Annotated in this window: 22 protein-coding genes; 13 read left to right on the top strand and 9 right to left on the bottom strand. The window is 45.9% G+C overall.

Translation table 11 applies throughout. The features are described from left to right. Positions 1-37 precede the first annotated feature (37 nt). Genes thyA through rppH form a run of 5 tightly spaced genes read right to left on the bottom strand, consistent with a single transcriptional unit; the run spans position 38 to position 5323 of the window. Complete coding sequence (gene thyA / locus L5M17_RS06445) at positions 38-832, bottom strand: thymidylate synthase (RefSeq protein ID WP_105249861.1); 795 nt, start codon at positions 830-832, stop codon at positions 38-40. Beyond that, positions 829-1638: a prolipoprotein diacylglyceryl transferase gene (gene lgt, locus L5M17_RS06440; protein ID WP_263146056.1), complete on the bottom strand. Its 810-nt coding sequence runs from the start codon at positions 1636-1638 to the stop codon at positions 829-831. The genes thyA and lgt overlap by 4 nt, the downstream gene beginning before the upstream one ends. A gap of 42 nt (positions 1639-1680) precedes the next feature. Continuing rightward, on the bottom strand, positions 1681-2481 hold the full coding sequence (locus tag L5M17_RS06435) for a sulfite exporter TauE/SafE family protein (protein ID WP_113940671.1): 801 nt from the start codon (positions 2479-2481) through the stop codon (positions 1681-1683). A gap of 59 nt (positions 2482-2540) precedes the next feature. Next, positions 2541-4775, bottom strand: coding sequence for a phosphoenolpyruvate--protein phosphotransferase (gene ptsP / locus L5M17_RS06430; RefSeq protein ID WP_105249864.1), 2235 nt, complete (start codon positions 4773-4775; stop codon positions 2541-2543). Between the two features lie 23 nt (positions 4776-4798). Then, entirely contained in the window at positions 4799-5323 is a 525-nt protein-coding gene (gene rppH, locus L5M17_RS06425; RefSeq protein ID WP_006080762.1) for an RNA pyrophosphohydrolase, read from the bottom strand. A 690-nt stretch (positions 5324-6013) separates the two neighbouring features. Here rppH and mutH point away from each other — a divergent pair. Next, positions 6014-6685, top strand: a complete 672-nt coding sequence (gene mutH / locus L5M17_RS06420; RefSeq protein WP_131523041.1) for a DNA mismatch repair endonuclease MutH — start codon at positions 6014-6016, stop codon at positions 6683-6685. A gap of 122 nt (positions 6686-6807) precedes the next feature. Continuing rightward, complete coding sequence (locus L5M17_RS06415) at positions 6808-7875, top strand: adenylate/guanylate cyclase domain-containing protein (protein ID WP_105249866.1); 1068 nt, start codon at positions 6808-6810, stop codon at positions 7873-7875. A gap of 55 nt (positions 7876-7930) precedes the next feature. Here L5M17_RS06415 and oxyR read toward each other — a convergent pair whose 3' ends face one another. The 3 genes from oxyR to L5M17_RS06400 all read right to left on the bottom strand — a co-directional run bounded on the left by oxyR (position 7931) and on the right by L5M17_RS06400 (position 10624). After that, the gene (gene oxyR, locus L5M17_RS06410; protein ID WP_198572141.1) at positions 7931-8842 is read right to left on the bottom strand and encodes a hydrogen peroxide-inducible genes transcriptional activator OxyR; all 912 of its coding nucleotides are present in this window, start codon (positions 8840-8842) and stop codon (positions 7931-7933) included. Between the two features lie 282 nt (positions 8843-9124). Continuing rightward, complete coding sequence (locus L5M17_RS06405; RefSeq protein ID WP_028760840.1) at positions 9125-9490, bottom strand: Hpt domain-containing protein; 366 nt, start codon at positions 9488-9490, stop codon at positions 9125-9127. Positions 9491-9694: 204 nt separating this feature from the next. Then, a complete protein-coding gene (locus tag L5M17_RS06400; RefSeq protein ID WP_263146053.1) occupies positions 9695-10624 on the bottom strand; it encodes a TIGR01212 family radical SAM protein in 930 nt (309 codons plus the stop codon). A gap of 588 nt (positions 10625-11212) precedes the next feature. On the opposite strand from L5M17_RS06400, the gene gltB reads away from it, so the two are divergent. The 8 genes from gltB to L5M17_RS06360 all read left to right on the top strand — a co-directional run bounded on the left by gltB (position 11213) and on the right by L5M17_RS06360 (position 21224). Beyond that, on the top strand, positions 11213-15661 hold the full coding sequence (gene gltB / locus L5M17_RS06395) for a glutamate synthase large subunit (protein WP_263146052.1): 4449 nt from the start codon (positions 11213-11215) through the stop codon (positions 15659-15661). A 6-nt stretch (positions 15662-15667) separates the two neighbouring features. After that, positions 15668-17074, top strand: a complete 1407-nt coding sequence (locus L5M17_RS06390) for an FAD-dependent oxidoreductase (RefSeq protein WP_263140514.1) — start codon at positions 15668-15670, stop codon at positions 17072-17074. 322 nt (positions 17075-17396) lie between these two features. Continuing rightward, positions 17397-18107: a 5'-methylthioadenosine/adenosylhomocysteine nucleosidase gene (locus L5M17_RS06385; RefSeq protein ID WP_028760844.1), complete on the top strand. Its 711-nt coding sequence runs from the start codon at positions 17397-17399 to the stop codon at positions 18105-18107. Positions 18108-18129: 22 nt separating this feature from the next. Continuing rightward, a complete protein-coding gene (locus L5M17_RS06380) occupies positions 18130-19119 on the top strand; it encodes a cobalamin biosynthesis protein (protein ID WP_263146050.1) in 990 nt (329 codons plus the stop codon). 56 nt (positions 19120-19175) lie between these two features. After that, on the top strand, positions 19176-19553 hold the full coding sequence (locus tag L5M17_RS06375) for a DUF2721 domain-containing protein (RefSeq protein ID WP_012088590.1): 378 nt from the start codon (positions 19176-19178) through the stop codon (positions 19551-19553). After that, entirely contained in the window at positions 19550-20176 is a 627-nt protein-coding gene (locus L5M17_RS06370) for a trimeric intracellular cation channel family protein (protein ID WP_173497025.1), read from the top strand. The genes L5M17_RS06375 and L5M17_RS06370 overlap by 4 nt, the downstream gene beginning before the upstream one ends. A 1-nt stretch (position 20177) precedes the next feature. Beyond that, the gene (locus tag L5M17_RS06365; protein ID WP_028760847.1) at positions 20178-20669 is read left to right on the top strand and encodes a nuclear transport factor 2 family protein; all 492 of its coding nucleotides are present in this window, start codon (positions 20178-20180) and stop codon (positions 20667-20669) included. Positions 20670-20795: 126 nt separating this feature from the next. Next, complete coding sequence (locus L5M17_RS06360; RefSeq protein ID WP_028760848.1) at positions 20796-21224, top strand: hypothetical protein; 429 nt, start codon at positions 20796-20798, stop codon at positions 21222-21224. A gap of 99 nt (positions 21225-21323) precedes the next feature. On the opposite strand, the gene tyrS is transcribed toward L5M17_RS06360, so the two are convergent. Continuing rightward, complete coding sequence (gene tyrS, locus L5M17_RS06355) at positions 21324-22517, bottom strand: tyrosine--tRNA ligase (RefSeq protein ID WP_168823448.1); 1194 nt, start codon at positions 22515-22517, stop codon at positions 21324-21326. A 126-nt stretch (positions 22518-22643) separates the two neighbouring features. On the opposite strand from tyrS, the gene L5M17_RS06350 reads away from it, so the two are divergent. The 3 genes from L5M17_RS06350 (at position 22644) to aqpZ (ending at position 26310) form a co-directional block, all read left to right on the top strand. Then, entirely contained in the window at positions 22644-24050 is a 1407-nt protein-coding gene (locus L5M17_RS06350) for a peptidoglycan DD-metalloendopeptidase family protein (RefSeq protein ID WP_263146048.1), read from the top strand. A 20-nt stretch (positions 24051-24070) separates the two neighbouring features. Next, on the top strand, positions 24071-25180 hold the full coding sequence (locus L5M17_RS06345; RefSeq protein WP_028760851.1) for an anhydro-N-acetylmuramic acid kinase: 1110 nt from the start codon (positions 24071-24073) through the stop codon (positions 25178-25180). A 434-nt stretch (positions 25181-25614) separates the two neighbouring features. Further along, the gene (aqpZ, locus tag L5M17_RS06340) at positions 25615-26310 is read left to right on the top strand and encodes an aquaporin Z (RefSeq protein WP_028760852.1); all 696 of its coding nucleotides are present in this window, start codon (positions 25615-25617) and stop codon (positions 26308-26310) included. Positions 26311-26455: the final 145 nt, after the last annotated feature.

Here is a 26455-nt window from a genome sequence, read left to right as displayed (position 1 = left end):
CTCGGTTATCCCGAAGTGTTAGGCTAAAAAACATACATCACACAGCAACAGGGGCTTTGATATGAGGGTGTGGAGCGTAGTTTGTTAATTCAAAATCATCAAATTGATAGTCAAAAATCGACTCAGGTCTGCGTACAATAGTCATGGTCGGCAACGGTTTTGGATCACGACTTAACTGCAGTGCCGTCTGTTCCATATGATTAGAATATAAATGGGTATCACCACCCGTCCACACAAAATCACCTAAGGCCAAGTCACATTGCTGGGCGACCATCATAGTTAACAAAGCATAACTGGCAATATTAAATGGCAAACCAAGAAACACATCACAACTACGCTGATACAGCTGACAAGATAATTTACCATCGGCTACATAGAACTGAAAAAACGCGTGGCACGGTGCCAAAGCCATTTTATCCAGTTCGCCCACGTTCCAAGCAGAAACGATAAGACGGCGAGAATCTGGTTGAGATTTTATCTGGGCGATAACTTGCGAAATCTGATCGATAGCATCACCACTCTGGGTTGGCCAACTGCGCCACTGGGCACCATAAACTGGGCCCAAATCGCCATTATCATCGGCCCATTCATCCCAAATGCTGACCTTGTTTTCGCGTAAATAGGCAACGTTAGTTTCCCCCTTCAGAAACCACAGCAATTCATGGATGATAGAGCGCATATGGCATTTTTTGGTGCTCACCAAAGGAAAACCTTTGCTCAAATCGAAGCGCATTTGATAGCCAAATACCGAGCGAGTCCCAGTACCTGTGCGATCCGATTTATCCACGCCTTCGGCTAATATGTGCTTCATTAAGTCTAAATACTGTTTCATTGCTGCTTACCTTGCTTACGAAAAATCAAGTACAAACCGATTAACACCATAGGCACAGAGAGTATCTGCCCCATAGTCATAAATCCCCAGTAAAGTCCCAACTGTGTGTCGGGTTGCCTCACAGTTTCAACCATAATACGGAACATACCGTAACCGACTAAGAACATACCAGAGACTGCACCGACTTTATCGGTACGTTTGCTAAACCAGTAAAGTAATAGGAATAATGCTACGCCTTCAAGGGCGAACTGATACAACTGGGATGGATGACGTGGGTCAGGCCCACCAGTTGGAAACACCATAGCCCAAGGCAGATCAGTGGTTCGTCCCCAAAGCTCGCCGTTGATAAAGTTACCAATACGACCAGCGCCTAAACCAATAGGCACAACAGGTGCCACCATATCGGCGACAGTAAAAAAAGTACGTTTTTGTTTCCACGCGATATAAAGCATCGCCGTAATCACGCCCATCAAACCGCCGTGGAAGGACATGCCACCTTCAGAGATTTTAAATAAATAGAGGGGACTGGCGAGGAAATAATCGAAATGATAAAAAAGCACGTAACCGATACGGCCACCTAAAATCACCCCAAGAAAACCATAAAAGAGTAAATCTGAAACTTGCTCCCGCGTCCATATCCCCTTTGAACGGTCGGCTTGGCGGTTCAACAACCACATAGCCGCAACAAATCCGACTAAATAGGTAAAACCATACCAACGTAGTGCCGGTTCAAAGGTTTGTCCAAAAAGATTAAACGGTCCAAATGAAACGATCACGGGATCGATATTGGGGAAACTCAACGCCATAACACATCCATTAGCAGCCTCAAACTGAGATAAACATAAAAACTAGGTCAGAATTAACTTAAGGCCGACACATAGAAGTAACAATGCAAATATCTTTTTAAGTACAGGTGTTGGCCAAGTGCTCGCCGCTTTTACCCCCACAGGCGCCATCAAGACAGAAGTGATTACTAAACCAAACAATGCAGGTAAATAGATATAGCCTAAGGTACCATAGGGCAACTCAGGGGCATTCATACCTGCAATAATATAGCCGAAACTGCCAGAAAGAGAGATTAAGAAACCCATCGCAGCAGAAAACCCCACGGCTTGACGCATCTGTAAACCATAAAAAGTCAAAAATGGCACTATCAGTATACCGCCACCTATCCCGGTCAAACCTGCCAAAACCGCAACAAAAGCCGATACAACAAAAAGCACTACTGAATTAGGTAATTGACGATTTGATTCGGCCTTAACGGGGTAAGCCATTTGAATTGTCATTAAAATCACAAAGATGGCAAAACCTTGTTGTAACTTATCAGCGGGAATACGCTCAGCAATAAAACCTGAAGCCAGCGCGCCTATAATCAGGCCCGGTAACATTGATTTGAATAAATTCCAAGGCACATTGCCACGCTTATGGTGGGCACGTGCCGACGAAATAGAGGTGAGAATAATGGCTGCTAGCGAAGTGGCAATTGCAATATGGGGGAGCTGAGTAGAGCTAATACCGACCGATGGCAAAATATAAAGCAGTGCCGGCACTACAATCAAGCCGCCACCGATACCTAATAATCCTGCCATAAAGCCGACAAATGCGCCTAAAGCCAAGCAAATAAAGAACACCAACAACAAACTATCCACACGAGTACCTACAGCGTGATAAATTGAGGGCCTTAGCTTAAAGCAAAACACAGCATTAGTTAATTAAGAATTGTTGCAAGACCCTGCTGGGTCAAATATTCTTTAACCAGCTCACGCACTTGAAAGCCGTTTGATAGGCTCAGCGCTTTAGCAAGTAATTGATCTAAATCGGCCCGCGCAACACGACGCAATAGATAATTGATCCGCGCTAAACTGCCCTGATTCATACTCAACTGATCGTATCCCATAGCCACCAGCAAAATGGCCCCCATAGGTTCGCCCGCTAACTCTCCACAGATACTAATATCGAGTTTATGGTATCGACAATCTAGGTGCGCCTGATGCAAAGCCCGCAATATTCCAGGATGATAACTGTCAAATAACGAGCTCACCCGCGGGTTATTACGGTCAACAGCCAGCAAATATTGGGTTAAATCATTACTACCAACAGAGACAAAATCCACTCGTTTTGCCACATCATCCAACTGATATAACATGGCAGGCACTTCGAGCATAATGCCTATGCGTGGCATCACTATGTCGCTGTTAACATCGTTTTTTAATTCAACATAGGCTTGTTGCAAATATTCTAAGGATTGATCGATTTCATCTAAGTTGCTGACCATAGGCAGCAAAATACTTAACTGTTTACCGTCTCCCCCAGCCTGTAGCATGGCCCGTAACTGCACCAAAAACAGCTCAGGATGATCCAGAGACAAGCGAATACCGCGCCATCCAAGGAAAGGATTGTCTTCTTTAATCGGGAAATACGGTAAAGGTTTATCACCTCCCACATCTAAAGTACGCATCACCACAGGTCGACCGGACGCTGCCGATAAGACCTGTTGATAGACTTTGACTTGCTCAGATTCACTCGGGAAGCGCTGTTGCAACATAAAAGGAATTTCAGTGCGATAAAGCCCAATACCGTCGGCGCCCTCTGCAATTTCAGAGGCCACACCACTGAGTAATCCCGCATTGAGATACAAGCGAATACGTGAACCATCTAAGGTTACAGAAGGCAGCGCTAATTCTTGGGCATACTGGCGTTGCAAGGCTTTTTGTGCCGAAATCAGGCTACGATACTCACCGACAATCGCAGGTGATGGCGACACCAATAACTGACCACGGCTTGCGTTTACGACTAGAAGTTTTTGGTCAATATTGGCGGATAACAGTTGCTCTACACCTGTGATTGCAGGCACACCTAAGGCGCGGGCTAAAATAGCGGCATGGGAGTTTACGCCACCAAGCTCAGTGACAATACCCGCAAGCTTTTGCCTTGGGAACTCAGCCAACATAGTCGCATCGGCTTCACGGGTAATGAGGATTACAGGTTTATCGGGCTCAAGCTCTAGACGTTCTGGCTCAATAAGTTGGCGCAATACTTTTTGACCTAAGTCACGAATATCGCTAGCCCGCTCCTTAAGGTAAGGGTCTTCCATTGCTAAAAACTGTTGAATATAACGTAGAGACACTCGACTCACCGCCGACTCAGCAGCCCAGCCTAATTGCACTTCACGGGTATATTCGCCGCCTAAACTAGCATCATCAAGCAGTAACTGTAATGCATTGAAAATGGAGACAACTTCGTCATCTTGCTCGCGATCAAACCGTTGAGATAAGGCACCTATCGCTTCTTTACAACGCACCATAGCCGTGGTTAAGCGACTCGATTCATAGGCAATATCGTCAGAACGCACCTCAGGCTGTTCAAGGGGGATTTCCCCACCAAGTACGAAGGCATACGCAATGGCGATACCGTTTGATGCTGAAGTACCTTGAAACAGAATTTGTTGATGATGGGAGCTGACTTGTGCTTTTTGTTTTAAGCCACGCACTGCCATCGCTAATTGGGCGGCGAGGGTCATCAGGAAGGCTTCTTCGCCCTCACTGAATTGGCGAGCACTCGCCTGCTGTACCACTATCACCCCAACCACAGCCTTCTGGTAGATAATAGGTACAGCTAAAAAAGCGCGGTATTCTTCTTCGGCGACTTCAGGAAAAAGCTTAAACCTTGGATGAAGCCGAGCATCCGCTAAATTAACGGCCTCTTCTCGCTGGGCAGCAAGTCCAACTAAACCTTCAGTCAGCGGCATACGTACTCGACCAACGGCGCTTTTTTCAAGACCATCGGTTGCAGATAACACGAGTTCTTGCTCTTCTAGGATATAGATGGAGCAACATTGGGTTTCCATCGCCGCTTTAGTCGATGAAACTAAGATTTCTAATGCGGTTTCCAAACTGTGGGCAGATGCCACAGCCTGAGTAATATCCCTAAGCGTATTTAACACTGTTTTCAATCCTCTTTTGAAAATCAGCCCGTTGTTTTTTGTCTTCCCCGTTTCCTAGGTATTTCTAGGGTTTGGAATGACAATGCCGTTACCGCAAACTCTTTCATCACCTTACGATAAACATCACGCTTAAATGACACAACTTGCCGCACAGGATACCAATAACTTACCCAGCGCCAATCGTCAAATTCAGGATGCCCAGAAGAACTCAAATTAATCGCACTATCTTGGCTTTTCAGTTGTAACAGAAACCACTTTTGTTTTTGCCCGATACACACAGGTTTACTGTCTTGCCTCACTAAACGCTTTGGCAAACGATAGCGCAACCAAGAACGGGTCGAGGTTAATATATGCACGTGTTCAGGTCTTAGGCCCACTTCTTCATACAACTCACGGTACATAGCCTCTTCTGCTGTCTCGCCATCATCGACGCCACCTTGAGGAAATTGCCATGAGTGTTGACCGAAACGTCTAGCCCACATGACTTGGCCATATCTGTTACAAATTATAATGCCCACATTTGCGCGAAAGCCGTCGCTATCAATCACATGGACTCCAAATCACATTAAATTTTAATAAACTGATTGTTTCATAAAGCTAGTCTCTCAGCAAACCTCTATTTTATCCTAAGCTTTGGATAACATCTGACTTAAAAGACATTTATCAACAATGCTAAGGGATGGAATCCGGGGATATCCACATTTTCTGTGGATATCTCTGTTTGAAACTCAGGTGAACTTGTTATAACGTTCAAAAAACATCTATTTACCATCGTTTTTAAAATTTAGAGTTAAAACTTAATGATTAATAAATTCATAAGCTTGTACGTTAATCATGATTTATTTTAGACTAAAAAACCAATAAAGCTCATTATTTGACCAGCAAGAAGTATTTCTATCATTCTCGCGATATTACTCAACTTTATACACAAATAGTGTCCACAACTGTCCACAAAAGCCAGAATAAATGCACTTTATTCGCATTGACTTAGGGTTTTTATTAGGTTAAGAGGCTCACTTTACTGAGTTATCCATAATATCTGTGGATAAGTATGTGGGGAACGCAAGGGAAAGCAGAGAGTAACTTTGAACACTTTTTTGCAAAACGGGGGTTAACACGGATATAAAATTTAAAATCAGTCACTTAGAATAAAAACATTCGGTACAAGTTAACCCACCCTGTAGAGCTCGTTTTTTAACCGCCATTGCTAAGCGGTTATTTTTAAGTAAAATCCAGCCATGAATCGAATTATCCCCCCCGAAAATCTATCTGAACTACTCGAACGTGCCAACATGATGGCGGGCGTGAGTTTGGCGCAGATAGCCAGCCAAAGAAGCATTCGTGTCCCCAAGGATCTTAAACGCGATAAAGGTTGGGTCGGTCAATTAATCGAAATGGAATTAGGCGCAACGGCGGGTTCTAAACCTGAGCAAGATTTTCTACATTTAGGGGTCGAGCTAAAAACTATCCCCATTGATACACAGGGGCGACCGCTGGAGACCACTTATGTCTGCGTGGCGCCGCTATCGAATATCCAAGGATTAACCTGGCAAAACAGCTTAGTCTGCCATAAGTTACAGCGAGTACTTTGGGTACCCGTTGAAGGAGAGAGGCATATTCCTGTGGGTGAGCGCCGTATAGGTACACCAATATTGTGGGAACCAGATCCGCACGAGTTGCAATTACTGCAACAGGATTGGGAAGAGATCATGGAGCTTATCGCCCTCGGAAAAGTAGAGAGGCTTACAGCGCGCCACGGCGAAGTGCTGCAATTGCGCCCTAAGGCCGCTAATAGTAAGGCGTTAACACAAAGCATTGCCGAAGATGGTAGCCTCAAAATGACCAACCCTAGGGGCTTTTATTTAAAGACCAGTTTCACTGCTATGATACTTAATAAGGTATTTGGTTAATTTTTAGTAACGATATGGACTTGGATTGATCCAGATCACAAATTTCACTGGCACTAAGGTGACTCTTTTCTATAAACTACGGCATCCTGAAATCACAGCCGTATTCGGATACCAATCAAGCAGTGAGAGCACGTAGACAAGCGAAAAAACTCCTTTTTGCGATTTTAGCTTGGGCGATTGCCATGGCTGCATTCGTGTTTTTTCGATATGCCCAATCACCAGAGCTGCCCCAATGGGCGGTAAGTTCGGCTGATCTCGCAACACTTGCTATCTACATGGGGATAATTTTTGGCAGCTTACATTGGATGTCGAACGTCATTGCAGATTTCAGTGCAATCAATCGCCTCCCCTATGTGTTTTCAGTCATCTTTAAGGGCTTGTTTTTATTACTGGGTGCTACGACGTTAGCTTACATGACTCAGTTTTTAAATATGTGGGCCATCGAAAATCATATGTCGACCCTCAGACAAATGCTGACGGCGCACATTCTCTATAGCCCTTCATTCCAAGCATTGATCGTATATTTGGTCGTCGTACGAGTCAGCTTAGCTTTTGTCGAGCAAATGGCATTATTAGTCGGGCCGCGTATTTTACTCAACATAGGCCTTGGTAAATACCACAAGCCAAGATATGAGCAGCGCTTATTCCTCTATTTAGACATGGTCGCCTCAACCACACATGCCGAATCACTTGGCGATTACCGCTTTAGTCGATTGATCCAAGACAGCTTTAGTTTACTTTCAGATACAGTGTCCAATAACGAAGCTGAAATCTACCGCTATATGGGAGATGCAGTGCTGCTTCACTGGCCATTAGAAGAAGGGATAGTTCACGACCGCTGCATGAATATTTATTTTGAATTTAGCCAACAACTGAACTGGCAACGCCGCTACTTTGAAGAGCATTATGGCTTTGTGCCGAAATTTAAAGCGGCGGCTCATTGTGGCCAAGTCGTCGCTGCAGTTGTTGGTGTACAGAAACAAGAAATTAGTTTCTTTAGTGACGTGCTCAATACCTTAGCAAGACTGCAAGATCAATGTAATCCACTAGGACAGCGCATGTTGATTTCGGGCGCACTCGCGGGACGTTTAGATAACCCCAACACTCAGTATCACCTATCAAATCTAGGCCCAGTCAAACTCAAAGGGAAACAACACTCAATTGAAGTGTTTGGCGTTTCCCCGCTCTGATTTGTAATCGACTTTAAGCTTTAGCTTGAATTAATGCTTTGCAGTTACAGTCAGTTTATTCCCCGTCCTTAGTTAATAATTTTTGGATCATTAAACCTAAAGTGCGGAAAGTTAAGATGCGACTGGTGGTTTGACGCCAAACAAGGCCGATATCACGGTAAGGAGCTTCACCCGGTGGCGTCATCACCACTAAATCTGTGTCATTCAAAATACCCGCGTCAATGGCCATTTGCGGAAGAAACGTGGTGCCCAGTTTACTGTTCACCATCTGCACTAAAGTATGCAAACTGGTGGCGGCAAACGGATTGACTTTCGCACTATCACCTAGCTGACATGCAGTAATAGCATGGCCTGTGATGCAATGCTCACTTTGCAGAAGAAAAATGCTCTCGTCCGGCAGAGTTTGATAATCAATAGGTTGATGTATGCCACCCGCTAAATCTTTGTGGGCAACCATTTTGAAAGGATCTATGCCCACTTTCATGCTGTGGTAACCGCTAGTATCAACGGGTAGCGCTAGGATCAATAAGTCCAGCTCTCCTTTACCCAAAGCATCTAGCAAACGCTCAGTGGTATCTTCCTTCAATAATAAACTCATCGCCGGATAAGATTGCTGACACTGGCGGATCACACGACTCAATAGGAAAGGCGCTATGGTTGGAATACAGCCTAAGCGAATATCCCCCGTCATCGGCTCACCTTGATTTTTCACTAATTCCACCAAATCATCCACATCAGTGAGAATTTTACGGGCGCGCTGCACCACTTCTTCACCAATGGCGGTAAACATAAATGACTTATGGTCTCGCTCAATCAACTGATGTCCTAACTGCTCTTCTAGGTTTTGGATCCCACTTGAAAGCGTTGATTGACTGACAAAACACACCTTAGCGGCGCGGTTAAAATTCTGCTCTTGATGGAGATTCACCAAATAGAATAAGTTTTTTAAGCTAGGTAAACTTTTCATTTTCTCGATTGCCATTAAGGTTATGAATTAAGAAATTAAATCTACTTTAGCATAAGTGATGAGCAATAACGCGGCATAAGATATCAGGATTGTGACCCGAATCGATATTCAATCGGTTCGCCGTAAAACTTAAGTGGGAGTAACAAAATAAGATGGGAAAAGCGCTAACAAGAAAATGTCGAAAACAACAAACTTAATCGTAAAACCAATGCAAGATTCACTCAATTGAGCGCAACAATAGACATTATTGCTGCGCCTTAACTTACCTTAGCAAGTAATATTTTATGCTTTGGCTTGGAGGAATAACTTTAACTGTTGTAAATCTGCACTCGCGTGTTCAACGATGTCAGCAACCCAAGAGCCATGTTCAGCATCCCATCTTGCTTCTTCGCCATGCTGTAATAATTGGGCGATTTGCTGAATACGTTTTAACCCCACAGAACCTGCAGCACCTTTAAATTTATGTGCTTCTGAACATAAGGTATCTTTGTCTGCTGCGTCGTTAGCCTTCACTAGATTTCCAACATATTCAGGCATTAGCTGCTCAAATAACACCACACTCTTGAGTAAGGTACCGGCACCAATGGCGCTGCAGTACTGTTCGAGAGTATTGAGATCTAGGATTGCTTCTAATTCAACTGTGGCCATAAGGCCTCCCTTAAGTGGTTCAATGCTTAAAACGAATTTATCACATGATACCCACTAAAATTATCAGTGCAACTTATAGCGATATTCATGGTCTAATTCAGATTAAAATTAACAAAAAACAAACTAATAGTCGTAAATAAACGCTTACGACATAATAGCGACGACATAACATTTGGGGAGTAAATTTATCCCACTAACTTGCCTCTATCGTTGCGCTAATGCGTGCCCTTGTCCACCATAAAGCTGCAAATTATCCACAATCGCCACCAATCCATCCCAACGATAGACACACCAATCGGGTGCTAATAGCATAGGTTTTTTCGCATAAGCGGTGACACGGTGAAAAATCACTTCCGCGGGAGTATGGCGGATCATCTCGCCGACACTATGGGCATAATCCTCAAGACTCAATAAAGGTAAGCGCCCACTTCGCCACGACTTAGCCATAGTGCTACCTTCGACGATATGCAAAGGATGTAACTTCAAACCGTCAACACCCTGCTGCAATACAGCAGCTAAAGTCGCCATATAATCGCTATGGGTTTCATCGGGTAAGCCAAGAATGAGATGAGTGCACACCTTAAGACCGCGAGCTCTCGCCCTCGACACAGTGTCACAATAACAGGCGAAATCATGGCCACGGTTAATTCTACGCAGTGTTTCATCTTTGGCTGTTTGCAACCCGAGTTCTAACCACACATCGACACCATTTTCCTGATAGCGCGCCAGTAAATCCAGTACATTATTTGGCACACAATCGGGGCGAGTTCCTACACATAAACCGACTATCTCGCCATCTTTAACCGCTTCATCGTACTTAGCCATTAACACTTGATATTCATCGTAAGTGCTAGTGTAGGCTTGAAAATAAGCAATAAATTTATCGGCTTGTGCCTGAGGCTTCGCCTCACGATAGCGGCTCTTACCCTGTTCGAGTTGCTCAGTAATACTCAATACATCGGCAGTTTGATGGCTAAATGACGCCACATTACAGAAAGTACAACCTCCACGCCCCAAAGTGCCGTCACGGTTAGGGCAAGTAAACTTGGCATCTATAGTGAGTTTTCGCAGTCGGGTGCCATATCGCGCCTTACAAACGGCACCAAAGGTGTTCACATATGCATCAAGCCCCATCAGAGCACCCACCAAATTTCATATCGCTTCATTGAGAATAACCAAGATAAAATCACAAATAGAAAAGAAAATACGTGAACAAATAGAAGAAAAAGCTTAGTGTAAATAAGGTAGCGAGAGTTTTCTTGGCGCTACATCAAATTCCCGCCTGACTCATACCGTTATTATCATAAATGTGCGCACCCTCAAATTAGCCAGCTTACCGCTGAGATCTTGCTCACATCAAAAATGAATAACAATTCAACAATTTTAATTTTTTATCTATTTACTGTGTTTGCAATAAAAATCACTATTTCTAAATCAAAAACAATCCCATCAGCATGTTACACCTTGGTAAACTTTGAGTTCGATAGTTTTTAAAATTCTTTTTATTCATAATGTTATACGGCACATTTCACTGTTGACGTTAACGTAAGGCAATTGTGATTTGTGTATGAAACATGAATTAATACCCATGTTTTATGCAAATTTTTGGTTTGACCTTTATTGAATCTCAGGCTAATTTGGGTGGTTCGGGTGCATATCTATAGAAAGTCTTTACATTTTCTCCCCGAGTAGTAATCAGTTGAGGTCTAGGGAGGTTTTTGTATGAGCTTATATCATCCCAGTTTTGAGCGGGACAATTGTGGTTTTGGGTTGATAGCACAGATGGATGGCGAAGCCAGCCACCGTATAGTGCGCACGGCAATCCATGGTCTAGATCGCATGAAGCACCGCGGGGGTATTGCCTCCGACGGTCGCACTGGCGACGGCTGTGGTTTATTAATGCAATTACCCGTGCAATTTTTTGAAGCGATTGCCACGGAAAATGATTGGCATTTGAGCCGAAAATTTGCCGTAGGTATGCTGTTTTTAAGTCAAGACGATGAACTGGCTGACCAAGCCAAGTTTATTCTTGAGCGCGAACTCGAGCGTGAAACCTTAAGTATTGCAGGCTGGCGCAAGGTGCCTGTCAATCCCGATGTGTTAGGTGAAATTGGCAAGGCTAGCCTGCCACAAATCTATCAGGTGCTGATCAACGCCCCCATTGGCTGGCGTGAAAAAGACTTGGAACGTCGCCTTTATATGGCGCGTCGCCGCCTAGAGCAGCAGATCACCGATGACAAAGACTTCTATGTCGCGAGTTTGTCAGGCCAAGTTATCGTCTATAAAGGTCTGATGATGCCTGTAGACTTGCCCGCGTTTTATCCCGATCTCGCGGACATTCGCTTAAAAAGCTCTATATGCCTATTCCATCAACGTTTCTCAACGAATACTTCTCCTAAATGGCCATTAGCTCAACCGTTTAGATATTTAGCCCATAACGGCGAAATCAATACGATTACGGGTAACCGTCAATGGGCCCGCGCCCGTGCCTATAAGTTTAATTCACCGCTACTGCCAGATTTGCAGCAGGCCGCTCCCTTTGTGAATGAAACAGGCTCAGACTCTTCATCTTTAGATAACATGCTGGAAATGCTGTTATCTGGTGGCATGGACTTATACCGTGCCATGCGTCTATTGATCCCGCCTGCTTGGCAAAGTAATCCGGAAATGGATGACGAATTAAAAGCCTTCTACGACTTTAACTCTATGCACATGGAGCCTTGGGATGGTCCGGCTGGTATTGTGATGACCAACGGTCGCCATGCCGCCTGCGCCGTAGACCGTAACGGTCTGCGTCCATCGCGTTATGTGATCACAAAAGATCGTATTTTGACCTTAGCCTCCGAAGTGGGTATTTGGGATTACGCCGCCGATGAAGTCATCGAAAAAGGCCGTGTTGGGCCTGGTGAATTGCTGGTATTAGATACCTTGAACGGCCGCCTGTACCAATCTTTTGAAATTGATAACGATCTTAAACGCCGCCACCCTTACAAAGAGTGGATGGCGAAAAACAGCCGTACTTTAACGCCAGCGGAAGATTTAGCTTCTGAGCAGCACGGTGCCAGCGAGTTAAGCCCTGAACTATTGCTGCAATATCAAAAACAATTTGGCTATACCCGTGAGGAATTAGAACAAGTCATTTGGGTATTGGCGAAGCAAGGTGAAGAAGCCACAGGTTCTATGGGCGATGACACACCTATGGCGGTATTGTCGAAAAAGTCACGTTCCCTGTATGACTATTTTAGGCAGAAATTTGCTCAAGTAACGAATCCCCCCATAGATCCATTACGTGAAAAGCACGTCATGTCATTGACCACTTGTATTGGCCGTGAACAGAACCTCTTCAATGAAACGACTGGGCATGCTTACCGGGTGATGTTCAATTCGCCTATTTTATTATTCAGTGATTTTAACCAGTTACTGGGATTAGATAGCACTTACTATCGCGCCAATATTGTCGATTTAAATTACGAACCACAGGAAGGCTTAGAAAGTGCCATTCGCCGTATCACAGCCGAAGCCGAGCGTTTAGCCCGCAGCGGCACGACTTTGTTGATCCTTTCGGATAGAGCCATAGGTAAAACGGCGCAAGTGATCCCCGCGGCCATGGCGGTCGGTTCTGTGCAGCAAATGCTGGTGAATAAGAGCCTGCGCTGCGACACCAACATTATTGTTGAAACCGCATCGGCGCGAGATCCGCATCACTTTGCTGTATTGCTTGGCTTTGGTGCCACGGCGATTTATCCGTATTTAGTGTATGAGTCAATTTCCGAACTGGCAAAACGCCATGATTTAACCGATACCACGGCATTGATGTTGAACTTCCGCTACGGCATCGAAAAAGGCTTGCGTAAGATCATGTCCAAAATGGGCATCAGCACTGTCGGCTCCTATCGTTGCAGTCAACAATTTGAAGCCATAGGCATTGCCAGCGAAGTGATCGAACTGTGTTTTAAAGGCGTAATTAGCCGCATCGAGGGCGCAGGCTTTGCAGACATCGCCCAAGACCAAGCAATTCTGCACAAAGCGGCCTACCGTGCCCATGTGCCATTACCACAAGGTGGCCTGCTGAAATACGTTGAGGGCGGCGAGTATCACTGCTTCAACCCTGATGTGGTCAACACCTTGCAAGCGTCATTGATTGACAAAGACTTCGCGAGCTATAAAAAATTCGCCGAACTCGTCGACAATCGTCCCGTGGCCACACTGCGTGACTTAATCGGTATTAAGGGCGCGCAAACATCGATTAATGTCGCCGATGTAGAAGCGGCATCAAATCTATATTCACGTTTTGACAGTGCCGCCATGAGCATCGGCGCCTTGAGCCCTGAAGCCCATGAAGCTCTTGCTATTGCGATGAACCGCTTAGGTGGCCGCTCGAACTCAGGTGAAGGTGGTGAGGATGCACGCCGCTTTAATACTGAACGCAACTCTGCAATTAAACAGATTGCCTCGGCACGCTTTGGCGTCACGGCGCATTATCTAGTTAATGCCGATGTGTTGCAGATTAAAGTCGCCCAAGGGGCAAAACCCGGTGAAGGTGGTCAGTTACCCGGCCATAAAGTCAGCGTTGAAATCGCCGGACTGCGTCATGCACGCCCTGGTGTGACCTTGATTTCACCGCCGCCGCACCACGATATTTACTCTATCGAAGATTTAGCCCAGCTGATTTTCGACTTGAAGCAAATCAATACTAAAGCGCTGATTTCAGTGAAACTTGTGTCAGAACCCGGTGTGGGCACGATCGCCACCGGCGTGGCCAAAGCCTATGCGGACATGATCACGATTTCAGGGTATGACGGCGGCACAGGTGCTAGCCCAATTACCTCAGTGAAATATGCGGGCAGTCCATGGGAGCTAGGGTTAGCCGAAGTGCATCAATCGCTAGTGGAAAATGGTCTACGCCATAAAATTCGCCTGCAGGTCGATGGCGGCTTAAAAACCGGTACCGATGTGATTAAAGCCGCGTTATTGGGCGCCGAAAGCTTTGGTTTTGGTACTGTGCCTATGATCGCCCTAGGTTGTAAATACCTGCGTATTTGCCACTTGAACAACTGTGCGACTGGCGTAGCAACGCAAGATAAAAACCTGCGTGACAACCATTACCATGGTCTGCCAGAGCGAGTGATGACTTACTTTGAGTTTGTTGCACAGGAAGTACGTGAATGGATGGCGACCTTAGGGGTGAGCAAGTTTGAAGACCTCGTCGGTCGCAGTGAATGGTTATATGCCCTCGAAGGCCAAACCGCGAAGCAACAAGGCTTAGATCTGTCACCGATTTTGTATCAACCCAAGGTGCCTGCAACCTCGTCACGCACTTGGCAAGAAACCAATCCACCGGCCGATTTAGGGCTGCTTAACCAGCATTTATTAAACGAATGCCAAAGCGCTGTCGATAAGGGCGAGAGTTTCGATGCTGCTTACAGCATCAACAACACCGACCGTTCCGTTGGCGCGACGTTGTCAGGCTATATCGCAAGCACACTCGGCGTCAAAGGCACCAAAGCGCCGGTCAAACTGAGCTTTAACGGCAGTGCCGGCCAAAGCTTTGGCGTATGGAACAGCCCAGGCCTTGGGTTAAAACTCTGCGGCGATGCCAACGACTATGTGGGTAAAGGCATGTCTGGCGGCCAAATCGTCATCTACCCGCCAATTGGCAGCCCGTTCCAAAGTGAGCGCAGCGCCATTGTCGGTAACACGTGTCTTTACGGCGCGACGGGCGGCAAGTTCTTCGCCGCGGGTCAAGCGGGCGAGCGTTTTGCAGTACGTAACTCAGGGGCGATTGCAGTGGTCGAAGGGCTTGGCGATAACGGCTGCGAATACATGACCAGCGGCATTGTGGTTGTCCTTGGTAAAACAGGGGTGAACTTCGGCGCTGGGATGACAGGCGGTTTTGCCTATGTGTTCGATCAATTCGGCCGCTTCAATCGCCGTGTGAATACTGAGCTTGTCGATACTCAAAAACTCGAATCACCTATTCATCAACAACATTTAAAAGGTCTGATTGAAGCCCACGTGGCCGAAACGGGCAGTGAACATGCCAAGATGATCTTAAGTGATTTTGGTAACTGGTTAGATTGCTTCGTATTAGTAAAACCTAAAAATATTGCCGTGGCCGATCTGCTCAAATTAGAGAAATCGAGCCCAGAATTAGTTGTAAAAGCGGGGTAATGGCGCATGAGTAACGATTTTCAATTTATTGAAGTGGGTCGTAAAGACCCCGCTAAACACCCTGCGGCTAAACGTGCGACTCAGTTTATTGAGATCTATCAGCCTTTTGCTCAGCCTCAAGTGGCTGAGCAAGCGGACCGCTGTTTAGATTGCGGCAATCCTTATTGTGAGTGGAAGTGCCCGCTACACAATTATATTCCTAACTGGCTCAAGCTAGCGGAACAAGGCCGCATTATGGAAGCGGCAGATTTAGTGCATGAGACCAACACTCTGCCCGAAATCTGCGGCCGTGTTTGTCCACAGGACAGACTCTGTGAAGGTGCTTGTACTCTGAACGACGACTTTGGCGCTGTCACTATCGGTAATGTCGAAAAATACATTACCGACACAGCGATCGCCCAAGGCTGGCGCCCCGATATGAGCAAGGTCACGCCTCGCCCTGAACGAGTGGCGATTGTCGGTGCGGGCCCTGCAGGTTTAGGCTGCGCGGATATTCTGTCTCGCAACGGTGTTAAAGCTGTGGTCTTTGATAAATATCCACAAATTGGTGGTCTACTCACCTACGGTATTCCGTCTTTTAAACTCGACAAAGCCGTTATGGCGACCCGTCGCAGTGTATTAGAAGGCATGGGCATTGAGTTCAAACTCGGTGTCACTGTAGGTAAGGACATCCCATTTACTAAACTGCTCGAAGAATACGATGCCGTCTTCCTCGGTATGGGCACCTATACCGCGATGAAAGCAGGCCTTGAGGGTGAAGATGCCCAAGGCGTATACCAAGCCCTGCCCTATTTGATTGGTAACACCCATCATTTAATGGGCACTCAGAATGCTGAAACGCCCTACCTGAACCTTGAAGGTAAACGTGTGGTGGTATTAGGCGGTGGTGATACTGCGATGGATTGTGTGCGCACAGCCGTCAGACAAGGTGCCAGCAGCGTAGTCTGTGCTTACCGCCGGGACGAGGCCAACATGCCGGGCTCACGTCGCGAAGTGCAAAATGCGCGGGAGGAAGGCGTTAACTTCCTGTTTAACCGTCAACCTGTGGCGATTAAAACCCAAGATGGCAAAGTGATCGGCATTGAATGCGTTGAAACAGCCATGGGCAAGGCCGATGCAAGTGGTCGTCAACGCGCCGAAGCGATTGCCGGTAGCGAACAGTTGCTCGAAGCCGATGCGATTATTATCGCCTTTGGTTTCCAGCCTAGCCCTGCCCCTTGGTTTGCCGAACACGGTATCGAGCTCGATCAATGGGGCCGAGTCAAAGCGAGCAAGTTAGACGAAAACCCATTCCAAACCACCAACCCGAAAGTGTTTGCCGGTGGTGATATGGTGCGTGGTTCTGACTTAGTCGTGACAGCCATTGCCGAAGGTCGCGATGCCGCCCAAGGTATTCTTAATTACTTAGACTAAGTGCTATAGATTAAGCGCCAACGTGTTTGTTTTATCGGTAAAAAAACATTTTACCCTTGTCATTTTAACAAGCACTCCAATGGCTGGACTCGTGCAAACGAGTTCAGCCATTTGCTTGTGGCTTATCGCAATCGGTTGATGGATAAAATAGATAGATAAAGCGCGCATCTTAGGAGCGTACTTTTCTGTTAACCCTCCCGCGTTTTACCCCGCGATTATCAAGCAATCCCAATCTCGCCATAACGACTGCATAAAACTGTGTGGTATATTAGCCAGCATTCCCGTGTCCCACTCTTTAAGTGTTGAATCAAAAAGGTCTCCCATGAAAATTGGAATTATTGGCGCAATGGAGCCAGAAGTCGCTCACCTGATCGCCGCCATGACAAATGCGACATCGCAAACCATTGCTGGTATTGAATTTATTGCTGGTACTCTCGCGGGTAAAGACGTAGTCGTGACTCGCTCAGGCATAGGTAAAGTCGCCGCAAGTATTGCGACCACGCTACTCATCGAAAAATATGCGCCGGATGCGGTGATCAATACTGGTTCTGCCGGTGGTTTTGTGGATTCGCTGGCCATTGGCGATATCGTGATTTCTTCTGAAGTGCGTCACCATGATGTGGATGTCACCGCCTTTGGTTATGAAATTGGCCAAATGGCGCAGCAACCAGCTGCGTTTATTCCTGCCGCACATTTAGTTGAAGCAGCCAACAAAGCGATTGCTCAACTGGGTGAAGTCAAAGCGATTGAAGGTTTGATTTGTACTGGCGACAGCTTTATTTGCGATCCAGTTCGCACCCAAGCCATGCTCAAAAACTTCCCGACTATGGCCGCCTGTGAGATGGAAGGTGCGGCAATCGCTCAAGTTTGTCATCAGTTTGGAGTGCCATTTGTGGTGATCCGCTCTTTATCGGATAACGCCAACAATGACTCGCCAGTGGATTTCGACTCTTATATTGTCAAAGCGGGTTATCACTCGGCTCTGATGGTCATGTTGCTGCTTGAGCAACTGAATCCTAGCGCAGTAAAATAATCACTTAAGTGGAAAGTACCGAATGCACACCTATTTTTATCAACAACTTGTCGAGATAGATGGCGCTTTGTTTGAAGGCTTTTTGGTACTTTTTTTTGCTTTGTTATTGGCGCGGTTAGCGCCATTGCCACGGGAAATGCAGCCGCTTATTTGGTTTAGCCATTTAGCCAAGCAACTCGCTGCCAAAGTGAATCGCCCTGAACGCTCTCCAAGCCAACAAGCCACAGCAGGCTTTTTAGCTATGTTGCTATTGCTGTTTCCATTTTGGGCCATTATCACCTTTTTGCTCGAACTGGCTGCCTTTCCATGGTTTTTCGAATTTTTGGTGCTTTATCTGTGTTTAACCGATGCAGGGTTTAGCCAAGTCGCCGATGAAATCGCTAAAGCCTTAAAACGTGGAGACAATGCCAGCGCAAAAAAGCTTTTACAGCCTTGGGTGGTGCGCGATACCGATAGTTTGTCGGAAATCGGCCTAGCCAAAGCCACCATAGAAAAACTCGCCACAGCGCCTATTTACGGCACAGCATCGACCATTTTCTTTTTCGCTATTGCTGGAGCACCGCTAGTGCTAGCAGTGCGCATGCTCAAACAACTCGAATTGAGCTGGCCGCCCATTCAACCAAAGTATCAACATTTCTGCAGTACTGTGAATGGTGTATCGATTATCTTGCTGGCGATTCCGGCTTGGTTGTGGAGCCTGTCGCTCGCCATTCAAGGCGGGCCTAAGGCGTTTGCAAAACTTTTTAGAGCCCCTAAAAATCATCACGCTATTCGAGGTTATGTTCTCAGTGTGAATCTCGTGGCCAGTATTTTGAGAATCGAGCTCGGTGGACCACAGAAGTTTGCTGGCGTGCGTATCAATGTGGATAAATTGTGCTACGGTCCGCAGCCAACCAGTAATGACATCACGCCTGCAATTAAGCTGACCTCACGTGCCTGTGCTATCTGGTTTAGCTTTATCATTATACTGCCCTTGTTATGGGCAAGTTTACGTTGGTTACAAAGCCTGTGATATGATGCCGCATTATCTCAACGTGAAGTTAAAGGCTGACCATCTTGCTCGAAAACATGCATGTTTCATTAACAACACCTGCGTTGTTATTTCCTGCTATCTCATTGTTACTATTAGCTTATACCAATCGTTTTTTTGCCTTAGCCGCATTAATCCGAAATTTAAGCAATGGTGAAAAACCCGTACATAAAGATCAAATTAAGAACCTGAGCCAGCGTATTACCATCATTCGTCGAATGCAGGAAGCAGGTGTGTCAAGCTTTGCCCTATGCGTACTGTGTATGATTTTTATCTATATCGGCTTTAATAAAACCGGCTCAGTGATTTTTGGCGCTAGCCTACTGCTCTTGCTCTATTCACTGATTTTATCTGTGATTGAAATCCGCATCTCTGTTGACGCATTAAATATCCATATCAAAGAGATGAGTAAATGAGCCAGTGGATCTACTTTTTTGATTTATGGGGTACTGCTGTATTTGCATTATCCGGCGCACTTGCCGCTGGACGCCATAAAATGGACCCCTTTGGCGTAATCGTGCTCGCCTCGGTTACCGCTGTCGGTGGTGGCAGTATTCGTGATGCCTTAATTGGTGCAACGCCAGTGTTCTGGATCCGCGACCCGAATTACATCATAGTGATCCTCGCGACCGTGCTCGTCTGTTTGCTATTAGTCCGTCGCCCTCGTAAGGTACCCGAGTATATTTTACCCGTTGCAGATGCCTTTGGATTGGCCCTCTTTACCGTGATAGGTGCTGAAAAGGCCCTCAATATGGGCTTGAGTGGGATGATTGCCGTCGTAATGGGCTTGATCACAGGCGTGGGAGGAGGCATTATTCGAGACTTACTGTGTAGACAAGTTCCTATGGTCTTACGCACAGAAGTCTATGCCACAGCTTCGATCATAGGTGGTATCGGCTATACCATGAGCTTAGCCTACGGTATGGGCGAAAAAATGGCGCTGTTTCTGGCGATGGCCAGTGCCCTGTTAATCCGCTTAAGTGCCATCAAGTGGCATCTTTCATTACCGGCCTTTGATCTCAAGACCAAGAGGGAATAGTTTGCGAATATTGTGTTTTATTTTGTGCCTCATTTTTGTTCCAGCCCTCAATCCTGCAGCGGCGCAAGCCAACTCAGGTGAAATGCCACAAGAACAGCAGCTAGCCGTAAAATATATGAATGCGCTAACTGAACACGACTATAAGACACTGCGAAAATTCTATAACCGCGAAAGCGTCTTCTTCGACAAAACCGCCAACCGTAAATACACTGGCGGCCGCTTCATCATCGACTTCCTTGAGCGCGCCCACGAGGGCGTGCTCGAGTACAACTTCAACATAGAACATATGTATAACGCAGGCTCTTTAGTAGTGATGATAGGTAACTATCATTTCAAGGGTCCAGGTGAACAATTTGGCAAACCGGGGAAAATCATCGATGTTGCGATACCTGGTGTGACAAGCCTTAAGATCGACATGCTCAATCGCAGAGTAACGGAACATGTCGACCTAATCGATTACCAGACCATGTCAGACCAATTAGCGATGCAGTAGTAACAAAATTTATCCGTCTTTGAAACTTGATCCCTAAAAACGAGTCGAAACTAACAATGAGTCAATACCACTGCGTATTTCACCTTTGAAAAATTGACTGAGCCGTTTCGTTTCAATGAGGTTTGTATGAAGTTTTTTGGATTGATAGCCCTTCTCGCCCTTAATGGCTTAATACTGGCCCCAAAAGCACAGGCTTTACAGCCCATTATCGTTTCCTACGCCGTTCAGCCTGTAAGTCATTTTAATCAACAACTACGTACCGCTCAGGCGCAACATCAGCCTTGGTCGGAAGATCCCAATAAAATCAGCAGCCAATATGCAGGCAACAAATTTACTTTAGTGCGAACTCAAACCAATAAAGATGGCATTTTGACCTATCAAGTGAGCGAACTTTCCAAGCAGCATCCACAGATGCTGTTGATTATCTCACTGAAACAAAACGCTAAACTTTGGCAGGTAAGTTCGGCCCAATTGGCATGGAAATGCAGTGGCGGGCAACACTTTGGCACCGACAGATGTAATATCGCCGAGCATGAGGCCAACACAGCGCCTTAATCTTGTTTTGTGAAAAGATTCAAAAACAAAGAGCGCCCTAAGGCGCTCTTTTTGTTCGTTTAAACTTACTGTAGCGTAAATCTAACTAAACCAACGTCACTATACCAAAGTCACTTTGGCAAACTTACGTTTACCGACTTGGAATACAGCAACAGTACCCGTGAACAAAGTCATACGGCTATCTTCTAGCTTTTCGCCGTCCATCTTCACCGCGCCTTGCTTGATCATCCGCATCGCTTCTGAAGTCGATGACACTAAGTCTGCGTCTTTCAACAGATTAGCAATCGCAATACCTTCACCGGCAGCTAACTCAATTTCTTCGATATCATCGGGGATCATGCCCTTAGAACGATCGACAAAGGCTTGATGCGCACTTTCGGCAGACGCTGCATCATGAAAACGTGTGATAATTTCCTTAGCTAAGGCGATTTTAGTGTCACGTGGGTTAGACCCATTCGCCACATCTTGCTTAAACTGTTCAATTTCAGCCAGTGGGCGGAATGACAGTAGTTCAAAGTAGCGCCACATCAAGTCATCCGAAATTGACATCAGCTTGCCAAACATTTCATTGGCAGGTTCGCTCACGCCAATATAGTTATGCGCCGATTTAGACATTTTCTTCACGCCGTCTAAACCTTCGAGCAGCGGCATCATGATCACAGCTTGTGGCTTTTGGCCTTCAGCTTTTTGCAGTTCACGGCCCATTAACAGGTTGAACTTTTGATCTGTACCACCCAGCTCAACATCGGCCTGTAGCGCAACTGAGTCATAGCCCTGAAGTAAAGGATACATAAACTCATGAATCGCAATCGACTGACCCGAGGCATAACGCTTCTTAAAGTCATCGCGCTCCATCATACGAGCCACAGTTTGCTTAGACGCGAGACGGATCATACCAGCGGCACCCAATGGCTCTAACCAGCTTGAGTTGAATTCGATACGAGTCTTAGCAGGATCGAGGATCTTGTAAACCTGTTCTTTATAGGTTTCTGCGTTCGCTAAAACTTGTTCACGGGTGAGCGGCGGACGTGTGCTATTTTTACCACTTGGGTCCCCCACCATACCAGTAAAGTCACCAATCAAAAAAATGACTTCATGACCTAACTCTTGGAATAATCTTAATTTATTCAAGATTACTGTGTGTCCAAGATGGATATCCGGAGCGGTAGGGTCAGCGCCTAACTTGATACGGAGTGGACGTCCTTCTTTGAGTTTTTCCAGCAGATCCGCTTCGAGTAAAATCTCATCGGTACCACGTCTAATTTCTGCTAATACTTGGTCTAAATCAGCCATCTCGGCAGGGACTCCTAAGGCCATGATCATAAAATGAAGAGACTTATGTTACTTGTTAGCCACCACAATTGAAAGTGTGTACACTAACGGGATTATTTAAGTCTCTGGTTATTGGTATCGGCGTCAATGGGAAAGGTTATAACGTTATTTAAATTGTTGCCTAAAAAGCATCAAATTCTCCTTAGCATTCTTTCAGTTATCACAATGATAACCATGCTTCTACCTTCTGAAGAAGCGCAAGCTTCAAGACAAACCACTAGCATTGATGACCAAGCTCAAATCAACACCCGTTATGATGTGCCCTTAGCTTTTCGCTCGCCTGAACGCCCTGAGTTGCCAGAAGGTCAAACAGATAATGCTCCGACAACGGCTGAACCGTTATCCTCACCCGATGCGCTCGCTGCAGGTGGAGTCAATAATCAAGCCGCAGGATCCCACGAAAGCGCTCTTCACAGAGATGTCGAACATTTTAACGTCAAAAATGGTGATACTTTAGCTGCGGTATTTAATCGCGCTGGCTTAACCAGCAAAGATGTTTATGAAATCACCCAGTTGCCTTTAGCCAAGCAAAACTTACTTAAGATAATGCCGGGCGAAGAAATTGTGATTTCAAAGGATGCAAACGGTAATTTGACTGAAGTGCGTTATCGGGTCGATGCTATTTCCACGCTAGTCATCACTAAAAGCCAAGAGCAATACAACGAAAAAATCTCCGAAAAGGATGTGGAAATCCGCAACCATTTCACCAGTGCCAAAATTAAGAGCAATTTCTGGAATGCCGCCGTGGATGCAGGCATGTCTGCTAACCAGATATTACAATTATCGACCGTATTCGGCTGGGATATCGACTTTGCCTTAGACTTACGCGAAGGCGACAGCTTCGCCATTATTTACGAGCAAGAATATGCCGATGGTGAATTTTTGCGTAATGGCAATATCTTAGCTGCAGAATTTGTTAACCAAGATGAGCGCTATACTGCCATTCGCTATACCGACGGTAACTATTATTCCGAAAATGGCACTAGCATGCGTAAAGCCTTCCTGCGCTCACCGGTCGATTTTAAGTATGTCAGCTCCAACTTTAACCCAAGACGTTTGCACCCAGTGACAGGCCAGGTCAAAGCCCATCGGGGTGTAGACTATGTCGCAGCCATTGGCACGCCCATTAAAGCTGCGGGTAGTGGACGCGTTATTGAGTCTGGTTATAATCAATTCAACGGTAACTATGTGTTTATCAAACATAACGATACCTATACCACCAAATATCTACACCTCACAAAACGTAATGTCAGCAAAGGCGCCAACGTTAAGCAAGGACAAATTATTGGTACTTTAGGTAAAACAGGCCGTGTCACAGGGGCTCATTTACATTACGAATTTATCGTCAATGGCGTACACCGCAACCCGAGAACGATTACGCTACCGAAATCCGAATCAATTGCGAGAAAAGAAAAAAATCAATTCGATGCACTTAGCAAGCAATTGATGACTACACTTTCGCAAAACAAGCAAACGCAATTGGCAATGCAATAACGACGGATGGATTCCTCCCAATGAAAAACGCTTATTATATTGGACTGATGTCAGGCACCAGCATGGACGGTGTCGATGCGGTATTGGTCGACTTTTCAGGCGCGCAGCCGCAACTTATCGCCAGCCATACCGAAGCTATTCCGAGCCATTTGCTCAAAGGTCTACAGCGCCTGTGCTTACCCAGCTCAGATGAAATTAACCGCCTCGGCCGTTTAGATCGTAATGTGGGTCAGCTGTTTGCCTTAGCAGTCAATAATCTGATGGCTAAATGTGCTATTGCGAAAGAAGATGTCATCGCCATTGGTAGCCATGGTCAAACCGTGCGCCATATGCCAAACCTCGAAGTGGGTTTTACCTTACAAATTGGCGATCCTAATACTATTGCGACCGAAACAGGCATAGATGTCATTGCCGATTTTCGTCGCAAAGATATTGCCCTTGGTGGGCAAGGCGCGCCCTTAGTACCCGCATTCCACCAGCAAACCTTTGCCCAAGTCGGTAAAAAACGTGTCATCCTCAATATTGGTGGTATTGCTAATATCACCTATCTGCCGGGCAATAGCGAAGAAGTCTTAGGTTTTGATACAGGGCCAGGCAACACCTTAATTGATGCCTGGATGCAACAGGTTAAAAGTGAACCCTTCGATAAAAATGGCGAATGGGCTGCATCCGGAAAAACTGATCAAAGCTTATTAACTCAGCTACTTTCGCATCCGTATTTCTCCCTTGCTTACCCTAAAAGCACCGGTCGCGAACTGTTTAACCAAGCTTGGTTAGAGCAGCAATTATCGCCCTTTAATCATTTAGATGAAGAAGATATTCAATCAACTTTATTGGATTTAACCTGCCACAGCATAGCCCAAGACATTATTAAACTATCCAATGAAGGGGAATTATTCGTCTGTGGCGGCGGTGCATTTAATGGTCAACTGATGCAGCGACTTGCAGCCTTATTGCCAGGTTATAAGCTGGATACTACCTCGGCCCTTGGCGTCGATCCTAAGTGGGCAGAAGGCATCGCCTTTGCCTGGCTCGCCATGCGCAATCACTTAGGTTTACCCGCTAATCTCCCTGCAGTAACAGGCGCCTCCCGCGAAGCCGTACTCGGCGGACGATTTAGCGCTAAGTAATTGGCCTTCGCAAAATACTAAAGTGATAACCTAAACAAGAGCTTCTACATAAAGCTCTTGTTGTCTTTAAAAGACAAACTAATCTTTTCCCCTCTTCCTGCCTAAATTTATCAAGAAAATCAGCAGCTATTTTAAAGCCATCTATTCTTAATTACTGAAGCATTTAGTGACAGAAGCATGAGTAAAAAAAGTTTCGTCACTGAAGCTTAATCAAGTCTCACTATAGTAAAAACGGATACAGGATATTGCTCTAAACAGCTCAAACACTTAGGAATAGCCTCATAGGCGTCCAATAAAAAACTGGTTTTAAGGGAACTCGTGTCTACAGCGCGATTTTGCTCACTCAGACAAGATCCGTTAATAGGCAGGTAAATTAGGAATAAAGACGCACTGATTAACAAGCAAGCGTCTTTAAAAGAATAGGAAATCAAACAATGAACATGTCACAAAAAATGGCGGCAGAATTTCTTGGCACCTTGTGGTTAGTCCTTGGAGGTTGTGGCAGTGCGGTACTTGCCGCTGCATTTCCCGAGGTGGGCATAGGCTTACTCGGCGTCGCTTTAGCTTTTGGATTAACCGTATTAACCATGGCCTTTGCGATTGGCCATATTTCAGGTTGTCATCTCAACCCTGCAGTGTCATTCGGCCTTTGGGCTGGGGGACGTTTTCCGGCAGCAGAATTATTGCCCTATATCGTAGCCCAAGTCGCGGGTGGAATTGTTGGCGCTGGCATCTTGTATCTCATCGCTTCAGGACAAGAGGGATTTTCACTCGCGGGCGGATTTGCCTCTAACGGTTTTGGTGAGCACTCACCGGGTGGCTATAGCATGCTGTCGGTGATGATTTGTGAAATCGTTATGACACTGTTCTTCTTGATTATTATTTTAGGTGCCACCGATGAGCTAGCTCCTAAGGGATTTGCCCCAATTGCCATAGGGTTAGGTTTAACCTTAATTCACCTTATTAGTATTCCTGTGTCCAATACTTCGGTAAACCCAGCGCGTAGCACAGGCCCTGCACTGTTTGTCGGTGACTGGGCGGTATCACAACTCTGGTTGTTCTGGGTAGCACCGATTGTCGGCGCCATTTTGGCGGGCTTTATCTATCGTTACTTCCGCTCGGTAGAATAAAAGCCGAAGATCTAACACAACAGCGCTCTCTTGGCGCTGTTGTTCTTTTTCTAATCCCGCTCTAATGTTACCATTTAGCCAACTGGCGAATTTTGCTGTACCCTAGGTTTTTACATTAGAGACACAACAGGCTTCGCCCTATTCA

The organism is Shewanella sp. SW24 (assembly GCF_025653395.1).
GTDB classification, from domain to species: Bacteria; Pseudomonadota; Gammaproteobacteria; order Enterobacterales; family Shewanellaceae; genus Shewanella; species Shewanella oncorhynchi.
This window is presented reverse-complemented; position numbering and strand designations above follow the sequence as displayed.